The sequence below is a fragment of the Spirosoma horti genome (assembly GCF_054776595.1).
In genome coordinates this window covers 300,582-319,926 of sequence record NZ_BAAHBQ010000002.1, presented here as the reverse complement: position 1 = coordinate 319,926, position 19,345 = coordinate 300,582, and the positions used below count along the sequence as shown (strand labels likewise).

Below are 19,345 nucleotides of genomic sequence, written 5' to 3'. Positions count from 1 at the left end.
TGGCAGGATTCGTGAGCGAGTGTTGATTTATTTGAGAAAGGCTAGAAACCGGCTAAAAGTTCGAAAACCACTGACCTGCCTTGAACAAAAAAATGCCCTGCTTTCCGTAAAAGCAGGGCATTGAAAAAGTAGTTGGGCCGATTACCTAGTTCATCAACTGATCGAACGTTAGGCTTATGTAATACATGGAGCCAACGCTTGGATTTCCCCAGGCCTGGGTATACAGCTTACCTGTCAGGTTGGTACCACCCACTTTAAGAATAGACTTGAAGCCGGTGAGTTTCTTGCTGACCTGTGCATCGAGCGTGCTATAAGAGGGGATAATTGTCTGCTGGCGAGCCGTGGCTTCTGTATTGCCAAAGCTGCCCTCCCACAGAAACGAATCCTGCTGACGATATACCACATTAAAACCAAAACCCGTACCGCGCACATTCCGGTTGCCGAACGACAGGTTGTACCGATACTTTGGCGTATTGAAGAACGTGACAAAGCCCGTTGGGATCTTGTCTTTATCGATTAAATAGTTCGACGACACGTTGGCTCCGACCATGTAATTACCCGGAAGCACATAGTCTGCACCAATGGCCCAACCCGCATTTTTCAACTGTGTTGGTGAGTTGGTTGGGTATGAATACACCGAGCGAGTTGATCCGCTGATCAATTGCAACGCCGAGACGGGATCCGTCAATGACACCGGCGATTTTCCCTGCACGACAATCTGACTACCCAGGAAATTCAGGAAACGGTTGTAATAATAATAGGCATCGACAAATAATCGTTTACCAATAAGACCCTTATAGCCAACCTCATACGTTTCTACGCGTTCTGGATCATAGCCCAGGTTGGGCGTTTTTTGCAGCAGGGAAAGTGCCTGCGGCAAAGCAGCGGCTCCGCCCTGTTGCAAAGCCGCCCCAAACGCCTGCACAGACTGAAGGGTATAGGTCGGATTCGTGTTGAAGTTATATTTATCCTTCAGGAATGGCAGCCCACCAATGAGCCGGGCCGTGGGCGTATTCAGGTCGATGTACTGATCCTGCGTGGTGGGTATGCGAAAACCCCGCTGGAAAGACGCCCGGAAGTTGTGCGTTTTAGCAACCGTCAAGACGGCCGAAAAACGAGGGCTTACCTGTGCCTTGAAATTCTGGTTCTTATCATAACGAATCGAACCGGTCAGTTTCAGAATATCAGCCAGGGTTTTCGATGCCTGAGCATACGCACCAAATTCGTCGATGGTAAACTCTTTCCCATTCTCGTCACGGGCAAACAGCGTACCTTCCGAATTCAACGCGTACCGACGAACGTTTCCACCCACGATCAACTCAACCGTTTTTGGGTCGATCAATTTCGTGAAATTGTACATCACCTCGCCATGATACAGATTGGTTTTATCCAGGAACCGGGCACCAACACCCGTTGCATCGCCCGGAATCGGTTTTCCCGTTACAGCATCGAAAGCCTGCTGAAAGCCTGCCGAACCCGGCAATAACCTGCCCTGATCGGCAGCCCCGCGGGCCTGATTCAACAAAGCCGTTTGCTGACTGCTTATGTAGGTTTGTGCAGCCGACAGAGCAGCGCCCGGTGCCTGTCCCGCCCCAAGCGCGGTCAGGTAAGCGCCAGCGTACCCCTGTAAGGCCGATTGAGCGTATGTTCCGAAATAGGTGGGAAACCATTTGGCCGCGCTCCCACTCCAGGCTTCATTGATACCCTGCCCCAGAATGGCCGTCGCATAGGCATCTCCCGAACGCTCCTGCGTGGTGTAGGCGCGAACGAAGAAGTTAGAGCCCCGTAGTTCAAGCTTATACTGGCCCAATTTGAATCCTTTGATATAATAGCGGTCAGCACCCGTATAAACAGTCGTTCCGGTGCCCCAGTTGGCCTGAACTATCGCTTCCACATTGTCATTTAGCCGATAGTGCAACGCGCCATTTAGTTTCAGGTTTGTGGCGTTGTAATTGACCAGATCGCTTTCCTGATAACCTGTCCGCGAAATGTTCAGATTCGGGATAATGTTATTGAAAATCTGTTGTGGAGTCAGGCCCGTCAGCTGGGGTAACGTTCTATTACCCGCCTGCGGAATCTGGGTAGTAGCAATAGCGCCCAGAATGGCGGATGTCCCATTTGCTCCCGTTCCAGGCTGGCCATTGCCTAATAGATTGGAGTACAGGTTTGCACTGGCATCGCCGTAGATATTTATGCCATCATAACCGGGATTGTTAGCACGATTGCCGGTCTCAAGATTATACCCGTTCGAAAAACCCTGGTCCCGATAGTCGGTTGCCTGCCAGTCTTTTGCCGACAGGTATGAAACGCCTACTTTAATCGCCAGTTTATTGTTAAATACCTTGGCATACCGAAAAGCGGCATCGTAGAATGGCGTTGTAGCAGTCGACCGGTTGCTGGCATTCATAACGCCCCCTTTCACGTAGGCACTCAAGCCCTGGTACAGGAAAGGGCTTTTTGAATTCATCAGCAGCAAGCCATTGATCGCATTCGGGCCATACAGCGCCGAAGCCGCCCCCGGCAGGAGTTCGACACTTTCCAGATCGAGCTCCGACACCCCGGCAATATTTCCTACCGAGAAGTTAAGACCGGGTGCCTGGTTATCCATCCCATCGAGCAGTTGTACCACGCGCGTATTACCATTCGAGCCAAACCCGCGCACGTTCACTGATTTGAACGTTAGGCTTTGGGTATTCATGTCCACTCCTTTAATGTTCTGCAACGCATCGTAGAAGGTAGCGGCTGGCGTAGACTGAAACGTGCGAATATCCAGCCGCTCAACGGACACCGGCGATTTGAGTACGCTCTCTTCCACCCGTGAGGCCGAAACAACAACCTCCTGCCCAATGGTTATCTGTTCTTTCAGGCTCACATTCAGGTCGGTACGGTTGCCATTAATGACAAAATCCTGTGGTTGGAAACCCACCGCCGAAACCGCGATTGTGAAGGGCGTCGGTGTCGTTGTTGTCAACGAAAAGTTACCTTTCTGGTCTGTAATGGTTCCGATGACTTTGCCTTTTACCGAAATACTGATTCCGGTTAATTCTTCTTTTTTTACGTCGTCTGTTATCTTCCCGGAAACCCTGGTCTGAGCAATAGCGTCAAGGCTAAAGACACTGAACAACGGAATAAGAAAGGCCAAATAAGTAATAAATTTCCTCATAGATGTAGAGTAATAAGTGGAACTTTGGTTACAAAAATGTCTCAGGCGCTAAACATACAGAGAAGTCTTCATTTTGTTCTATTTTTTCTTGTAATTAATAAATTAACAGCTTCACTCTGCAATTATACCGCTCATACGCTGAACAATTAGTAAATTTTAACGCGTATTTCCTTTTGTATCAGACAACTTTCTCAACTGAAATTTCTTCTATATATGACAACTGAATCGAACCAGGCACGCCGGGACTTTCTTAAGGCATCCGGCCTGTTAACAGGAAGTGCTCTGCTAGGCAGTTTGCCTTTCCAAACCAAAGCGGCTGGCAATCCAGGCTACCACTTTTCGGTAAACGATACGATTAAAGTAGCCCTGATCGGATGCGGAGGCCGTGGCACAGGCGCGGCTCAACAGGCACTGAACACGAAGCAAAATGTCAAAATCGTAGCGTTGGCCGATGCCTTCCGTGATCGGTTGGATGATGCCTACAAAGCATTGACGGAACGGGGACTGAAAGCAGCCGATGGTTCGCCTAAAGTCGATATACCGGAAGACCATAAATTTGTGGGGTTCGATGCGTACAAGCAGGCAATGGCCCTGGCCGATGTCGTTATTCTGGCAACACCTCCGGGTTTCCGGCCCAGTCATTTCGAAGAAGCTGTTCGCCAGAATAAACAGGTATTCATGGAGAAGCCCGTAGCGACCGATGCTCCGGGTGTTCGACGTGTATTGGCAGCGGCAGAAGAAGCAAAACGAAAAAAATTAAATGTGGTGGTCGGCCTGCAACGGCGCTACCAGCCAAGCTACCGTGAGATGATCAAGCGCATTCACGATGGTGCGCTGGGCGATATCGTAGGCGGACAGGTATACTGGGTCAGTGGGGGCGTTTGGCAGAAGCCTCGCAAACCCGGCCAGAGCGAAATGGACTACCAGATGCGCAACTGGTATTATTTCAACTGGCTCTGTGGCGATCACATCAATGAGCAGCACGTTCACAACATCGATGTGGCCAACTGGGTAAAAAACAGTTATCCAGTTTCCTGTCAGGGAACGGGGGGGCGGCAGGTTCGGACGGGTAAGGATTACGGTGAGATCTTCGATCACCACATCGTCGATTTCGTTTATGCCGATGGTACGACCATCAATAGCCAGTGCCGCCACTACGAAGGAACCTACAGCCGGGTAGACGAAATGTTCCTGGGAACCAAAGGAAAGGTGGAAGGCATCGAAAAGAAAACCAGTGCCCTCTTGGGCTACAATGGTCAGCCTATTTACAGCCATAATGCCAAAAACGACGGTAACCCGTACCAAATTGAGCACGACGAACTGTTCGACGCGATTGCTAAAGGCCAATACAAGTTCGCTGATGCCGAACGCGTAGCCAAGAGCACGATGACCGCCATTATGGGCCGTATGGCTACCTATTCCGGCAAAGTCGTCAAGTGGGATGAAGCCCTCAATTCGCAAATCGACCTTTTCCCGGACAAACTTGCCTGGGACGCCATGCCGAAAAGCGTCCCCGATGCCAATGGATTGTACCCAATTGCCGTGCCCGGAAAAACAGTAACGGTGTAATAGTGAACTTACGGGAACGGGGCCGATTGCCATTTTCGCAATCGGCCCCGTTTGTTTTCCAGAATTAGCAGCTTCACACCCGGAAAACGCGTTAACAACCGACGGCTTTTGCGAAGGCCTGCCACACTAAATACTTTTGTTAAGGCATCGGCTCGGTAACCATCGGGCGCCAGCACCGTGGCCCGAACAAAGTGCCGAAGCCCTAAGCCCGAACGCGGGTCCATAATGTGCGAATACCGCCGACCTTTGCGTTCCAGAAAACGGTAAGTATCTCCCGAGGTTGTAATGGCCGCATTTTTCAGGTAGATCGTCGCCGTATCGGCGTCATCCGATCTGCCCGAACCAATGCTTACCCGCCAACCCTGGCTACCCGGGGGCGCATCACTGACCAAAATATCTCCACCAATGTCAATTAGGGCAGATCGGACCCCAAATGTGGCTATGAGTTTTAAGGCTTCGTCGATAGCATATCCCTGACCTATACCACCCACATCCAGCCGCATGCCCGCCCGACGCAACCGAACAGAGCGCGTGGTACTATCCAGGTCCATCAACCGATACCCGACCGCCTGTCTGGCCTGGTGCCGTTCCCTGTTTGTTGGAAACTCCTTCCGCCGAACGGCCCGTCGCCACAGCAAGGTTAGGGGACCAAGGGTTGGATCAAAACGTCCATTGGAGCGACTGGCACCCATTTTTGCTTTTTGCAACACAGCAAATAGATCGACCGATACGGGTACCCACTTCCCGGAGCCAGCCGTTTTTGACAATTCATTAATTTCGGAACCGTCCAGGTAATCGCTCATAATTTGGTTGAGCGAGTCCATCCGGGCGTCAACAGCGGCATAAGCATGTCTGGCCGTCAGGCTATCCGGTGCGTAAAAAATGACATTGAACTGTGTGCCCATCAGTCCCCGTCGGAACGAAAAACGGGACAAGCCGGGTTGTGCAAGGACCACTCCCGGCAGTAGGCTACCTACAACGAGCAAGCTGGTCAGGAATCGTAAAGACAAACGGACGTTCAAAATAAGTTAGCAGGCCGTCATCCAGAATTGACCAACCCATGGTTACTATCAAAAATAAATTTATCCTGCTGGCAGCCGGTTTCTGGCTTACTGGTCTGGCCTTGACGCTGGCGGGCGCTTATGGCAAAAGCCATCAATGGGAATCGACAGGTACATTACTGACGGTTGGCATTTCAGCGCAGGCCATTGGCTTTGCTTTTTTGGGCTTCGCCATTATGCAGGCTGTCTTCAAGAAAAAATAAATCGAGCCAGCTTTTTTTACGCGCAAGCCACTGCTCAAACTTAGCAACTGTCTGCGGAGCCGATGAGCGTTTTTTGCGGGAAGGCGTTGCTGTTGTTTCTATGTTGAGCATTGCTGGTTAGTCAAAGATACCGATTTTGACTGGATCAGGGTCGTTTATACCTTGGCTGCCTTGTTCCGCAAATACATATCGACCAGTACCAGAGCAGCCATTGCTTCGACAATAGGAACGGCACGGGGAACCACGCAGGGGTCGTGCCGACCTTTTCCCGATACGGTAACGGGCTGCCCATGCACATCGACACTGTCCTGATCCTGCATAATCGTAGCTACGGGCTTGAAGGCCGTTCGGAAATAAATATCCTCGCCGTTGCTGATTCCCCCCTGAATACCCCCCGACTGGTTCGTTTTCGTACGCACCCGACCGCTCTCGTCGGTGTAGAATTCGTCGTTATGCTCGGAGCCAAGTTGTTCTACACCGGCGAACCCGCTGCCATATTCGAAACCTTTCACTGCATTGATACTAAGCATGGCTTTACCGAGTTCGGCATGAAGTTTATCGAATACGGGCTCGCCCAGACCAGCCGGCAGGCCGGTAACGACGCAATCGACAATGCCACCAATGGAATCGCCCTGTTTGCGGATGCCATCGATGTACTGAAACATCTGTTCGGCCGTTTCCGGATCAGGGCAACGCACGGCATTCTCTTCGGCAAGTGCCAGATTCAGTTCCGGGTAAGCTTTTTCGAGCTTCAGTTTACCAACCTGCGAGACATAGGCGGTAATCTGGACACCCTCGTGGGCGAGCAGCAATTTAGCCACGGCCCCAGCCGCTACACGGGCTGCGGTTTCGCGCGCCGACGAGCGCCCCCCTCCTCGATAATCCCGCGAACCGTATTTGGCCTGGTAGGTGTAATCAGCGTGGGAGGGTCGAAACTGCTCTGAAATGTGTCCATAATCTTTGCTACGCTGATCGGTGTTCCGAATGATCAGGGCAATAGGCGTTCCCTGCGTAAGGCCCTCGAAAACACCGGAAAGCACTTCGAACTCGTCAGCTTCCCGCCGTTGGGTTGTAATCCGCGATTGGCCGGGTTTCCGCCGGTCTAATTCGTGCTGAATAAAATCAGTATCAAACGCCAGCCCCGCCGGGCAGCCATCAATAACAACACCAATGGCGGACCCGTGCGATTCACCGAATGTAGAAATCTTAAATAATGTTCCGTACGTACTACTCATGCTACCTGTTTTGGGGCTTCATCCCCGATTAGTAGCCAAAAGACAACTCATCTTTTGGCTGTATATTTTGCCTCTCCACTCTATTTTCTAACCAATACAAAAACCATCCCTACCAACATAAGCAAAATCAATACGTTCGCGACCGACCGGATAAGTACTGACACACTAACCGGCTGCCGGGTGCTGTCCATTCCTTCGATACCAGCATAGATCGAATTGACCAGCGGTGCGCCCGGAACAGTCTCTCCGTTCGTAACAACTGAACTACTGGCTATGGCCGAGTTCGTTGCAATGCCCGATCCATTGCCCCCTACCTGAAGTTGCAATTGCGGCCGAAGCGTATCATAACGAGCCGTTTGTGGGTCGAAATAAACCCATTGAAAGTAATTAGCCAACGTAACCTCCCCATTCTGGTGCGGAACAATGTAATATGTAAACGTCTTTCGGCCGGTTATCTCATTACCGCCGTGCGTAATCGTATGCTTTGCCTCCGGCGGAAACACATCTATTTCAGATCGCCCATTCAATAGTCCAGGTTCTGGCAAGGTGGCAATATTACCTTTCCCGGAAATAGAAAATGTGTAGCGCACACTTTTTCCGGCAACCACGTGCTGCCGCTCCAGCGCTTCTTCCAGTCGAAACGTTCCGACCGGTACGCGGCCCCGTAAGGGATGGACAGGCAGCGCCTTAACGCTGATGGTAAGAGGCTGGCTGCTAAAAACGGCCGTTTCGGGCTGGGAAGCTGGCGGTCCAATAACCGGCCGACGGTTCAACTGCAGCGATACGGCGGGAATGCGCAGGGATTGGTTGGATAATGGAAAGAATACGGATTGAAAAATCCGATACTCTCTGAACTTCTTTTTTTGGATGACCACCGGAATTGGTTTCAAGTCATTGATCGGCAGGTTTTCCTCCCAGGAATTGGCCGGACGAATTTTTTTAACGATTGCCTGCAGTTGTTTGTCGAGCGCCTGAAAGCTAAGTTCGTAGGGGTAGTTATCGGCAACGAAAAAAGACAGCGTCAGCCCTACCTCAGCGCCCGTATAGATAGCTTGCCGGGATGATCTAAGTGACAAAAATGCCGCTCCTTCGGGCACCACTGCAACCGTATTGAGGGTTGCGCTGCCCGGTACTGACAAACTTGCCGACGGTTGAACAACGAGAGTCGCCCCTTCTGAACGGACCATTTCGCCGTTCATCATAATGATAAACGGCGGCAGTCGAAAACGCCCGGGTGCTTTTGCCTGGTAGTTTTGCGTAATAACTTGATTAGTAAGCGTTTTTCCACCCACCTCAACCGGCGTCACACTGGTTGACGTACCTTTTTTGACAAAGCCGACAATGTCAGGAAACGTGACTGTGGCACGAGTTTCGCTGTTGGGAATGATGAGTGAAATGGTGAAGGGCCGTTCAATCGGAAAAGTCGTTGACCCTAATTCGATAGATGACAGATTATCAATAGATTGCCCAAATCCCACGAAAAGGAAACAAAAAAATAATACAACAACTTTTCGGAATATTGCAAGAAACATTATTAATTTTGAGCAACAATGTATGAAATCAGCCGTTACGAATTAAGGTATCAAAGATAAGAACGAACTGTCCAACCTCTCTTAATATCCTAGCTTCTTCAACCGAAAATATGTTACCCTATGCTTTCCATGCTTGAGTATATCAAGACGATCCTTCAGAAGGTAAGTTTTGATAAAAATCTTTTTGATAAAGAGCTGGCTAAAGCCATCAAAATGCTCATTCCAAAAGAGGTAAAGCAACTTAAACGCTGGTGTTATGTCCAGTTTGGCAAAATGTATCGCGCTGTCTTAAATCGTCGTTTCGCTCGGGTACGGTTCACCTGACGGTGTTATCCGTTTTCTCAAACACAAATCCCCCGGCTTGTAAGCCTGGGGATTTGTGTTTTATTAAGATTCGATAAAAACAGCATCTATAGTGAAAAGGCATTACAACGTCACTTTCTGGCGCATCTCCGGAATCTCGATGTGTTGAAAGCCAGCCGCCTGCAAATGGCCTTTCCAGATCAGTTGCTTTTCATAATCGCCATGCACAAGAAATAAGGATTTAACCTTGGAAGCATCCTGGCAGCTCAAAAAATTTAGCATTTCCCGATAATCACCATGAGCCGAAAAAGAATCCATAATGGCCACCTGAGCAACAACCGCATACCGCTCGCCAAAGATGGTCACTTCCTTGTCGCCCCGCTTCAGGGCGCCCCCCAGGCTGTTGGGTGAGGCATAGCCGACAAGCAAAATGGTGGTGTTGGCTTTGCCGATATTATTCTTGATGTGGTGCTTGATCCGACCCGCTTCGGCCATACCCGACGGGGCAATAATAATACAAGGCTCCTTCAGGTCATTGATGGCCTTCGATTCCTCAACATCCGTAATGTAATGCAGATTGGGAAATTGAAAGGCGTCACCGTCTTTCTTGATATAGGCCAGAATGTCAGGATTGAAATCTTCCTCATGGTCGCGCATCACCTCAGTAGCCTTTACCGACATCGGACTATCGATGTAAACGGGAAAATGCGGCAATCGGCCTTCGCTCGATAGTTGATCGAGCGCATAAATCAACTCCTGCGTCCGGTCGACGGCAAAAGCCGGAATGATCAATTTACCCCGCCCTTCTACGCAGGTTTGCTGCACGATGCGCAGCAAATGGGCTTTCATATCGGGTTCTGCTTCATGAAGCCGGTCGCCGTAGGTCGATTCGCAAATGATGTAGTCGGCCTGGGGAAACGGTTGGGGCGAACGCAGAATCTTATCGTCGGGTCGACCGATGTCACCACTGAAAAATAGCTTTTTCTCTGCATTTCCCTCCTGAATCGTCAGGCTGACCGACGCACTTCCGAGCAAATGGCCCGCATCGGTCAGCAAAGCTGTTACGCCATCACAAACGACGAAGGGCTTGTTATACTCAACGGCCTGCATTTGATCGAGCGCCTTTTTCACGTCTTCTTCATCGTAGAGGGGCTCAATTTCAGCCTGCCCCCGGCGGGTACGGCGCTGGTTGACCCGTTCAAGATCGCGCTCCTGAATTCGGGCGCTGTCCATGAGCATAACCTCACAGAGGTCAATTGTGGATGAAGTCGTGTAAATTGGCCCCTGAAACCCCTGCCGTACCAGTCGGGGAATCAACCCGGTATGGTCAATATGGGCGTGCGAAAGTACCATGTAGTCGACCTGAGCCGGATCAAAGCCAAACTGCTGGTTAAGCTCGTCCGTATCAATACCCTGGAATAGCCCGCAATCGAGTAAAATTTGTATACCGCTGGTGGTGGTAATCAGGTGCTTGCTGCCCGTTACCGTTCGGGCTGCACCAAAGAATTGAATGGTCATTTTTGAAGTAAGGTTTCGTTGGTCAAGGGGATGCAGGCATTCTTCTCTGAGACCGAAGGACAAGGAGAAGTAACACCCTATATGGCAATGTTCAGGTCAATATTGAGAAATGTACGTGGTATCATCAAACGGTTGTGGCAATACCGTCTGGTAAAAACCGTTCTCGTGGCTCTATTGATTTTTTTCGGGCTAGATTTTTTCTTCCCCATCCGTAGCCGCGTTCCTTATTCAACCATTATTACGGCCCGTGATGGCTCAATTTTGCACGCCTTTCTGAGCCGCGACGACAAATGGCGTATGTATGCCGAACTGGACGAGATTACGCCCACACTCCGCAACGCCATTCTGTTTAAAGAAGACAAATATTTCTGGTATCATCCCGGTTTCAATCCCATAGCAATGGTACGAGCGGCTGCCCGGAACCTACTGACAGGACGACGAACGTCGGGCGCGTCGACCATTACGATGCAAACCATTCGCCTGCTCGAACCCCGTGAACGAACCTACGTCAGTAAGTTCATCGAGCTGTTCCGGGCCCTGCAACTCGAACTTCACTATTCAAAAGATGAGATTTTGCAACTGTATTTGAATCTGATTCCATACGGCGGTAATATCGAAGGGCTCAAGTCTGCTTCACTCCTGTATTTTGGCAAATCGCCCGCCTTGCTGAGTCTGGCCGAACTGACGACACTGACCATCATTCCGAACCGACCATCGAGTTTACGACTGGGCATACACAATGCCCTGGTCATACAGGAGCGCAATCGCTGGCTTGCCCGCTTCCGGGCGAGCCATCTTTTTACTGAAACCACCATCGCCGATGCCCTGAATGAACCACTCTTGGCTTATCGGCGGGAAGCTCCCCAACTGGCCCCGCACCTATCGCGTCGCCTTCGACGGGAAAACCCTGATCAGCCCATTATTCACGCATCCCTTTCGCCAACGATTCAGTCGACGGCTGAGCGGCTAGTGCAGCAATATGCCAACCGGATTCGAGCCTATAATATCCACAACTCGGCCGTGCTGATTGTGGATAACCAATCCCACGAGGTCGTTGCGTACGTCGGCTCGACCGATTTTGGTAATACGTTCGACGGGGGACAAGTAGATGGTGTGCGGGCGGTCCGGTCGCCGGGGAGCGCACTAAAACCCTTGCTATATGGCTTAGCGTTCGATGCGGGCATTATTACACCCAAAACAAAACTAGCGGATGTGCCCACCAACTTCGGCGGCTACGAACCCGACAACTACGACCGGCGATTCAATGGCCCTGTCACGGCAGAATTTGCGCTGGCCAACTCCCTCAACATTCCGGCGGTCGCTTTATTGAAGGAAATGGGCACGCCGGCTCTTGTCTCAACACTCCGGAAAGCGGGCTTTTCGGCCATCAGGAAACAGGCGAAAGCCTTAGGTCTTTCCATGATTCTGGGCGGCTGTGGCGTTACACTGGAAGAAATGACCCGATTGTATACGGGTCTGGCAAATGCAGGCCGGGTAAGTCCCTTACGGTTCAGTTCATCGGAACGCCGAACGGAACCGGTCCCTCTTCTCTCCCCCGAAGCCGCCTACCTTGTCACGCATACGCTTACCCGGATTACCCGGCCTGACTTACCCAATAATTTCGACAACAGCTATCACCTGCCACGAATTGCCTGGAAAACCGGAACGTCGTACGGTCGGCGCGATGCCTGGAGCATTGGGTACAATCAGCGGTATACGGTTGGCGTTTGGGTTGGCAATTTTTCGGGGGCGGGAGTCGCGGAGCTGAGCGGGGCCAATACGGCAACACCCTTGTTGTTTCAGCTTTTCAATGTGCTGGACTATAATTCACCGGCGGGTTGGTTCAACGTGCCAAAAGCGGCCTCTAAACTAAGTAGCCGACTTATCTGTCCCGAATCAGGCGACGTTCCGGGTGAGTTTTGCCTGAATCCGGTAACCGATTATTGCATCATGGGCGTTTCCCGCTATCGGCGTTGCCAGCACCGGAAAGCCGTTTTCACCAACGAAGCCAGAACAATTTCCTATTGCGCTCATTGCATGCCCGACTCTGGCGCCGTTCGCCGGGACTACCCAAATGTATCCCCCGAAATCAGGGCGTTTTACCAGAGTCATAGCATTCCCATGGAAGCCATTCCGCCCCACAATCCCACTTGTGAACGCGTGTTTGGCAGTCAGAATGCAGGTCAGGCGGGGCCGTTGATCACGAGTCTGAATGACGGAAGCGAGTACTTCATCAATCCAAAACAACAGACCGAGTTAGAACTAGCCTGTCAGGCTCCTACGGGTGTACAAACCGTATTCTGGTATTTAAACGATAAGCTGTACCGTCGGGCAAAACCAACGGAAGCCGTCTTTTTCAAACCACGACCAGGACTGCTGAAAGTTTCCTGCGCTGATGATCGGGGCCAGAGCCGTGATATTCGGGTGGTTATCAAAAATGAGTGACGATTTATTGATTTTGCTTTTCCATAATTTATGTACACTTTTCCCATAAAAAGTTAATTAACTACGCAATGAACTACCTTTTCTCTCTGCTGATCACGTTCTTGTTTACGACCACCGTTTCTGCGCAACAGGCAGCAACCTCACAAGATCCTACTGAGGTTGGCCAGGCGTTTTTCAAAGCCTTACTCGATGAAGACAGCAAAGCGTTGGAGCGTATCATTTCGAGCGATCTGGATGTAATCAGCTTCGACGGGCAATCCATAGATGGCGACTTACTGGTACAGAGCGTGGGTGGCGGAGCGATCATTATCGAAACAGGCACGGTTTCGGATGAGGTTACACGCGTGTACAACAACGACTCGGCGGTAATGACAGGTGTCTGGCAATCGAAGGGCAACATTCAGGGGCAAGCCTTTGACAACAGTGTCACGTTTTCGGTGGTGATTGCCAAACAGGCTGGCATCTGGAAAATCGTCAATGTCCAGTTTACACCCGCACATTAATAACCGTTCAGTAAGTGGTATCCTGGAATTCAGCCCATCCACTAATCCTGAATGGGCATTTTCGTCTATCTTCGGCACCTCACAACCACCGTTCATGCAAACACTGTCCTATCTCCGTAACTTTCTCTTTGTTAGTCTATTATTTACTCTTCTCTCCCAATGTTCGCGCTTACCATTCAACGACGTATCGGTTATTGGTCGCAACTTCGACGATGAAGTTCAACAGACCCAGAACTTAACGTTTACCTTCAACAAAAACGTCGGTCCAACCAGTCAGTTCGGCGATTGGGACTCGACCCAGTACATACGCTTCATTCCGGCCGTTCGGGGGAAATTCAAATGGACGGCTCCCAACGAGCTGGTCTTCTCGCCCGCCCTTGCCTTCGATCCCGCCACGGACTACCGGGCAGAGCTGACCGACGATTTACTAAAGAATTCTGACAAAAAAGACTTGAAAGTTTCGGGCGAAACCATTGCCTTTCACACGCCTTATCTGCAACTGACGGGCGTCGAAAACTGGTGGTCACGCGCTCCGGAAACCGGTCAGCCCGTTGCCAAAACCCGCCTTAACTTTAATTATCCGGTTTCGGCCGCAAACGTGGTTGAGCGAGTAGCCGTTTCTTCCGACGAGAAGCCACTTACGATCGTCAGTACGCCCAATGATGCCCAAAACTCGGTTGCGCTAACGCTTACGAATGCACCTGCCTTGAAAAACGAGCAGCCCCTGACCATCAAACTAGGTAAAGGCGTAAAGGTGCCAAACACGGCCTTTGTCAGCAAAGAGGCCATCGAAGAAACCAGTACGTTACCCTCGCGCTTCAAGGTTGACATTGCCGATGTACAAACAAGTTTTGATAATAATACGGGCGTCGTCAAGGTCATTACGACGCAGGAACTGCAGGCGGGTGAACTCAGCCAGTACTACACCATTCAGCCTCAGGTCGAAACAACAGCTGAACTAACGGAGAATGGCTTCGTTATTCGCGGAAATTTCACGGAGACAGACACCTATGTTCTGACGTTGACCGATCAGATCCGGGGCGTATTGGGAACGAAACTGGAGGAGCCTACAAGCCGAGATCTGTTTTTCGGGAAAATGCCTGCCAGCATTCAGTTCGCGACTAAAAAGGCGCTGTACCTTTCGTCAAAAGGAGCGCGAAACATTGGCCTGAACATCGTCAACGTTCCCAAAGTACAGGTCAAGATTGCGAAGGTGTATGAAAATAACATCCTGAATTATTTACGCGCTAACCGGTACAAAGAGTATAAAGAAAAGGCCAATGGCGAGTGGGGGCCATCCGGCTCTTTTAATTACAGCGACGACGAAGCAGGTGACTTGAGCGATGTGCTGGTCAACAAAACCGTCGAAACAGCCGATTTACCCAAAGTAAGGGGCGTATCGGCGTTAAATCTGGCCCTCCCCGACCATAACAATACGTTCCGGGAACATCCATTGCGGGGCGTTTATCTGGTTTCCGTATCGTCGAAAGACGAAGCGTATTTGCAGGCGAGCCAGCTCGTTTCGGTATCTGACATTGGGCTCGTGGCGCGCCATACGAACGACGAAGTGCTGGTTTGGGCCAATTCGATCCGCACCGGCGAACCCCTTCAAAGCGTTGAGGTAACCTTAATCAGTAGCAACAATCAATCGGTATACACGCTAAAAACGGATGGCACCGGCTTCGTTAAATTCGAGAAGGTGAGCGAGAAAGCCCCTGGCTTCAAAATAGCGCTCTTAACGGCCAGCATCACTAATACGGCGGCTGTAAAGCTATCGGACCAGGACGACTTCAACTTTCTATTTCTGCCCGATACACAAGTCGAGACCTCCCGGTTCGAGGTGGACGGCAAACGCGACAATGAATCTGGTTTTGATGCGTTCGTGTACGGCGACCGTAACATTTACCGCCCCGGCGAAACAATACACATTAACACGGTCATCCGGTCGCAGAGCTGGCAAAGCGTAGGCGAAGTGCCCGTGCTGGTCCGCCTTCTGGCCCCAAATGGCCGTGAAGTTCGGGTATTCCGCAAAACGACCAATGCGCAGGGGGCCGTGGCTACCGATGTGTTACTCGATCCGGCGGCCGTAACCGGCACCTATACTGTTGAGGTGTTGAATGCCAACAATATTCTACTGACCTCAGAGCCAATCAGCGTCGAAGAATTCGTGCCGGATCGGATCAAGGTGGATGTGGCAACGGATCGACAGACTGATCCAACCATACCCGCAATCTACAAGGCGGGGCAAACGATCACGCTTTCGCTAACCGCCATGAATTTGTTCGGCCCGCCCGCATCTGACCGAAATTATGAAGTGGAATTCCAATTGAAGCGAAAGGCGTTTGCCCCCAAAGGCTTCGGCGAGTATGATTTCAGCATTTCCAATGGACAGTCACCCACGGGCGACGAAGTCAAAACTGACGTATTTCCGAAAGAGCTACGCCAGGGCCGAACGAATGCCAGTGGTCAGGCAAGCGAAAAATTCCCGATCTCAGCACTTTATCAGGACATTGGTTTACTGGAAGGCAAACTGTTTGTAACTGTTTTCGACGAAAATGGCCGCCCGGTCAATCGACTCCGGCGGCTGGACATTCTAACGCAGGACACGTTTTTTGGCCTGCGAATACCTGACAGTTATGTTGCCACCAATACGCCCCTGGCCGCCGATCTGGTTGCCCTCGATCCGGCGGGTCAGTTGCGGTCATCGGCTTCGGCATTGGTTGAGGTTGTCCGCTACGAGTACCAGACCGTGATTGAAAAAGAAGGTGATGGGGATCAATCACGCATTAAATACACGACCAAACGCCGGGAGAAGCCGGTGTACGCCAACACGCTGTTATTCAAATCCGGGAAAGCCGCTTTCCGGTATGTTCCGACGGTTTCCGGCGAATACGAAATTCGCGTTCGTCGGCCGGGCGCAGCGGCAGCCGCTTATGCAACGACCCGTTTTTATGCCTATGGCTTCGGTAGTACGTCCGCGTCGTCATTCGACGTCAGTCAGGAAGGTCAGGTGCTGATGACGCTCGACAAACCTGTTTACCAGACCGGCGACAAAGCAAAAGTACTTTTCAAGGCCCCCTTCGATGGCAAGCTGCTGGTAACCGTGGAGCGCAACCGTGTGCTGGAGCAACACTGGCTTACCACCAACAATAAATCAGCCGAGTGGAGCTTTTCGTTAAGCGCAGATCACTTGCCTAATGTGTACGTTACGGCTACGCTTATCCGGGCCATTGATGGAGCCAATCTTCCCCTCACCGTGGCACACGGATTTGCGCCGGTTTCCGTACAGGACCCGGATACAAAGCTGCCCGTCACCCTAACGGCCGTTGCGCAGTCCCGCTCAAAAACAAAGCAGACTATTCGGATCAAAACGGCGGCTAACGCCCAGGTTACAGTGGCCGTTGTCGACGAAGGTATTTTGCAGTTAAAGAACTTCAAAACGCCGGACCCACATGGCTTTTTCTACCAAAAGCGCGCTCTGGAAGTAGACAGCCATGATTTGTACGCGCTGCTTTACCCTGAACTTTCGCTAAAATCGACGTCGAGCGTCGGGGGTGATGGCTATGATCTGGAACGACGCGTTAATCCGCTCAGCAACGGTCGAGTACGCTTAGTCGCGCTCTGGAGCGGAATTCTGGAAACCGGTTCCGATGGGCAAGCTGAATTTTCGGTGGACATTCCGCAGTTTTCGGGCGATTTGCGGGTGATGGCTGTTGCGTACAAAGACAATGCCTTTGGGTCGGCCAATACCAATATGAAAGTCGCAGACCCCATTGTCATCAGCACGGGCGTTCCTCGTTTCCTGACACCCGGCGATAACCTGGAATTACCCGTCAATCTCAGTAATACGACCAAACAGGTAGCCACCGTCACCGCCCGGCTAAGCCTAACTGGCCCACTGACAGCCGATAGTGTGAGCACACAAAAACTGACCATTCAGCCCGGTCGGGAGAGTCGCGCCCTATTTCGGGTTTCGGCCAAACAGGCCATCGGTGCCGGAGCCATTACTATAACGGTCAACGGCCTTAACGAAACCTTTACGGAGAAAACGGACGTCACGGTTCGCCCGGCGGCATCGTTGCAAAAGACTACGTTATCGGGTGCCATAGCTGCCGGATCGACCCAAACGCTCCAGTTGGCCAATGACTTTCTGCCGAGAACCGCTCAGGCAAGTATAACCCTGAGCCGGTCGCCGGTGGCGCAGTATGGCCGCGAATTATCGTACCTGCTCGGCTACCCACATGGTTGCCTGGAACAGACCATTTCCAAAGCATTCCCACAACTATACTTTGCGGACTTATCCAAACAGCTATCGACCAACACGTACTTCGTTCGGGCGGGTGACAGCGATTTGAATCCGGCCTCCAACATTCGGCAGGCGGTTCAAAAAGTCGAAGGGCTACAAGTACAGAACGGCGGTTTTAGTATGTGGCCGGGTATGGTCGTAGATGGCTCAACGACAAGCTCAACCGTCGATCCATGGGCAACAGCTTATGCCGTTCATTTTCTGTCTGAAGCGCAGGAAGCAGGGTACGAAGTACGCTCGTCGGTGCTGAGTTCGGCCATCGACTATCTGACAACCCTCACCAACAGCCCCGCTACCGAAAATGCGGTTACCATGAGTGAAAGTCAATCGGCCCGAACGGTGAAGCAGGTAGCCAGTCGCACGAGTATCTACGCACTTTATGCGCTTGCGGTGGCGGGTAAGCCCAATCGGTCGGCCATGAACTATTATAAGCAGAGTTCGAATACCTTAACGCCAGACAGCCGCTACCTACTGGCATCGGCTTTCTTCCGTGTTGGCGACACCCGAAGCTACGCGGCTCTTCTACCGAAGCGCTTCTCGGATAACACCACGGAGCGGCAAACGGGCGGTAGTTATGCATCGCCTTTGCGAAACCTGGCCCTTGTCCTCGACGCTCTGGTGGATACCGACCGGGATAATATTCAGATTCCGGCATTGGCCCGACAGTTAGCCGCAGCGCTCAAGCAGAGCACGTATCTCAATACACAGGAAGCGGCATTCTCCTTCCTGGCCCTTGGCAAACTGGCCCGCCAAACGGCGGGCAGCACAGCGACGGCCACACTGACGGCCGCCGGGAAACCGCTTGGTACGATGAGCAATGGGTTACTGAATCTGAAACGGGTTCCGACCAATGTACCCCTTAGCCTGAGTGCCAAAGGCGCCGGGAATGTCTATTATTTTGCCCAGAGTGAAGGCGTACCAGCAAGCGGCAAAATCAGCGCAGAGGACAATGGCTTACGAGTTCGGCGGCAATACCTGAGCCGCGATGGCAAACCCATGGACGCCATACGGCAAAATGACCTGGTTGTCGTAAAAATCACCTTGACCAGTACAAATGGGCTGCATGTTGACAACGTAGTGGTCACCGATTTGCTGCCCGCCGGGCTGGAAGTGGAGAACCCACGCCTGACCGGGTCGCCGGGGCGCGATACCGGAGATATGGCCTGGATCGGTAAATCAACGACCGGAACGCCAACCCGGCCCGCTCATTTTGATCTGCGCGATGACCGGATCAATTTTTACACGACTGCCACCGGTACCGAACGAACGTTTTACTACCTGGCACGCGCCGTATCGAAAGGCCGCTTTGTGGTGGGGCCGGTTTCGGCCGATGCTATGTACAATGCTGAGTATCGTAGTTACAACGGTGCAGGAACTATACTCATTCGGTAGAGGGCATTAGGTGTACTAATTCTCAACATTTACTCCTTGTCGTTGTTATACCAGACAAAACAGCGTTGACACATCGTCTGGCTGATTTTAAAAATATACTCAACACAATGATACT

Annotated in this window: 11 protein-coding genes; 6 read left to right on the top strand and 5 right to left on the bottom strand. The window is 51.5% G+C overall.

The annotated features are described in order from the left end of the window. Positions 1-145: 145 nt before the first annotated feature. Complete coding sequence (locus ACYVAM_RS05345; protein WP_461064679.1) at positions 146-3,163, bottom strand: TonB-dependent receptor; 3,018 nt, start codon at positions 3,161-3,163, stop codon at positions 146-148. Positions 3,164-3,376: 213 nt separating this feature from the next. Here ACYVAM_RS05345 and ACYVAM_RS05340 point away from each other — a divergent pair, with 213 nt between their 5' ends. After that, positions 3,377-4,732 (top strand): Gfo/Idh/MocA family protein, encoded by a 1,356-nt coding sequence (locus ACYVAM_RS05340; RefSeq protein ID WP_461064677.1) that lies wholly within the window; start codon positions 3,377-3,379, stop codon positions 4,730-4,732. Positions 4,733-4,740: 8 nt separating this feature from the next. Here ACYVAM_RS05340 and ACYVAM_RS05335 read toward each other — a convergent pair whose 3' ends face one another. After that, entirely contained in the window at positions 4,741-5,742 is a 1,002-nt protein-coding gene (locus ACYVAM_RS05335) for an FAD:protein FMN transferase (protein ID WP_461064675.1), read from the bottom strand. A gap of 50 nt (positions 5,743-5,792) precedes the next feature. Here ACYVAM_RS05335 and ACYVAM_RS05330 point away from each other — a divergent pair, with 50 nt between their 5' ends. Further along, the gene (locus ACYVAM_RS05330) at positions 5,793-5,996 is read left to right on the top strand and encodes a hypothetical protein (protein WP_461064673.1); all 204 of its coding nucleotides are present in this window, start codon (positions 5,793-5,795) and stop codon (positions 5,994-5,996) included. Positions 5,997-6,151: 155 nt separating this feature from the next. Here ACYVAM_RS05330 and aroC read toward each other — a convergent pair whose 3' ends face one another. Both aroC and ACYVAM_RS05320 read right to left on the bottom strand, forming a co-directional pair. Then, positions 6,152-7,231, bottom strand: a complete 1,080-nt coding sequence (gene aroC, locus ACYVAM_RS05325) for a chorismate synthase (RefSeq protein ID WP_461064671.1) — start codon at positions 7,229-7,231, stop codon at positions 6,152-6,154. An 80-nt stretch (positions 7,232-7,311) separates the two neighbouring features. After that, positions 7,312-8,709, bottom strand: a complete 1,398-nt coding sequence (locus ACYVAM_RS05320; RefSeq protein ID WP_461064669.1) for a BatD family protein — start codon at positions 8,707-8,709, stop codon at positions 7,312-7,314. A 174-nt stretch (positions 8,710-8,883) separates the two neighbouring features. On the opposite strand from ACYVAM_RS05320, the gene ACYVAM_RS05315 reads away from it, so the two are divergent. Next, a complete protein-coding gene (locus ACYVAM_RS05315) occupies positions 8,884-9,087 on the top strand; it encodes a hypothetical protein (protein ID WP_046578814.1) in 204 nt (67 codons plus the stop codon). Between the two features lie 102 nt (positions 9,088-9,189). On the opposite strand, the gene ACYVAM_RS05310 is transcribed toward ACYVAM_RS05315, so the two are convergent. After that, positions 9,190-10,584 (bottom strand): MBL fold metallo-hydrolase, encoded by a 1,395-nt coding sequence (locus ACYVAM_RS05310; RefSeq protein ID WP_461064667.1) that lies wholly within the window; start codon positions 10,582-10,584, stop codon positions 9,190-9,192. A gap of 87 nt (positions 10,585-10,671) precedes the next feature. On the opposite strand from ACYVAM_RS05310, the gene pbpC reads away from it, so the two are divergent. The 3 genes from pbpC (at position 10,672) to ACYVAM_RS05295 (ending at position 19,230) form a co-directional block, all read left to right on the top strand. Continuing rightward, on the top strand, positions 10,672-13,029 hold the full coding sequence (gene pbpC, locus ACYVAM_RS05305; RefSeq protein WP_461064665.1) for a penicillin-binding protein 1C: 2,358 nt from the start codon (positions 10,672-10,674) through the stop codon (positions 13,027-13,029). Positions 13,030-13,097: 68 nt separating this feature from the next. Next, the gene (locus ACYVAM_RS05300) at positions 13,098-13,532 is read left to right on the top strand and encodes a nuclear transport factor 2 family protein (protein ID WP_461064663.1); all 435 of its coding nucleotides are present in this window, start codon (positions 13,098-13,100) and stop codon (positions 13,530-13,532) included. A 94-nt stretch (positions 13,533-13,626) separates the two neighbouring features. Further along, on the top strand, positions 13,627-19,230 hold the full coding sequence (locus ACYVAM_RS05295; protein WP_461065674.1) for an alpha-2-macroglobulin family protein: 5,604 nt from the start codon (positions 13,627-13,629) through the stop codon (positions 19,228-19,230). Positions 19,231-19,345 lie beyond the last annotated feature (115 nt).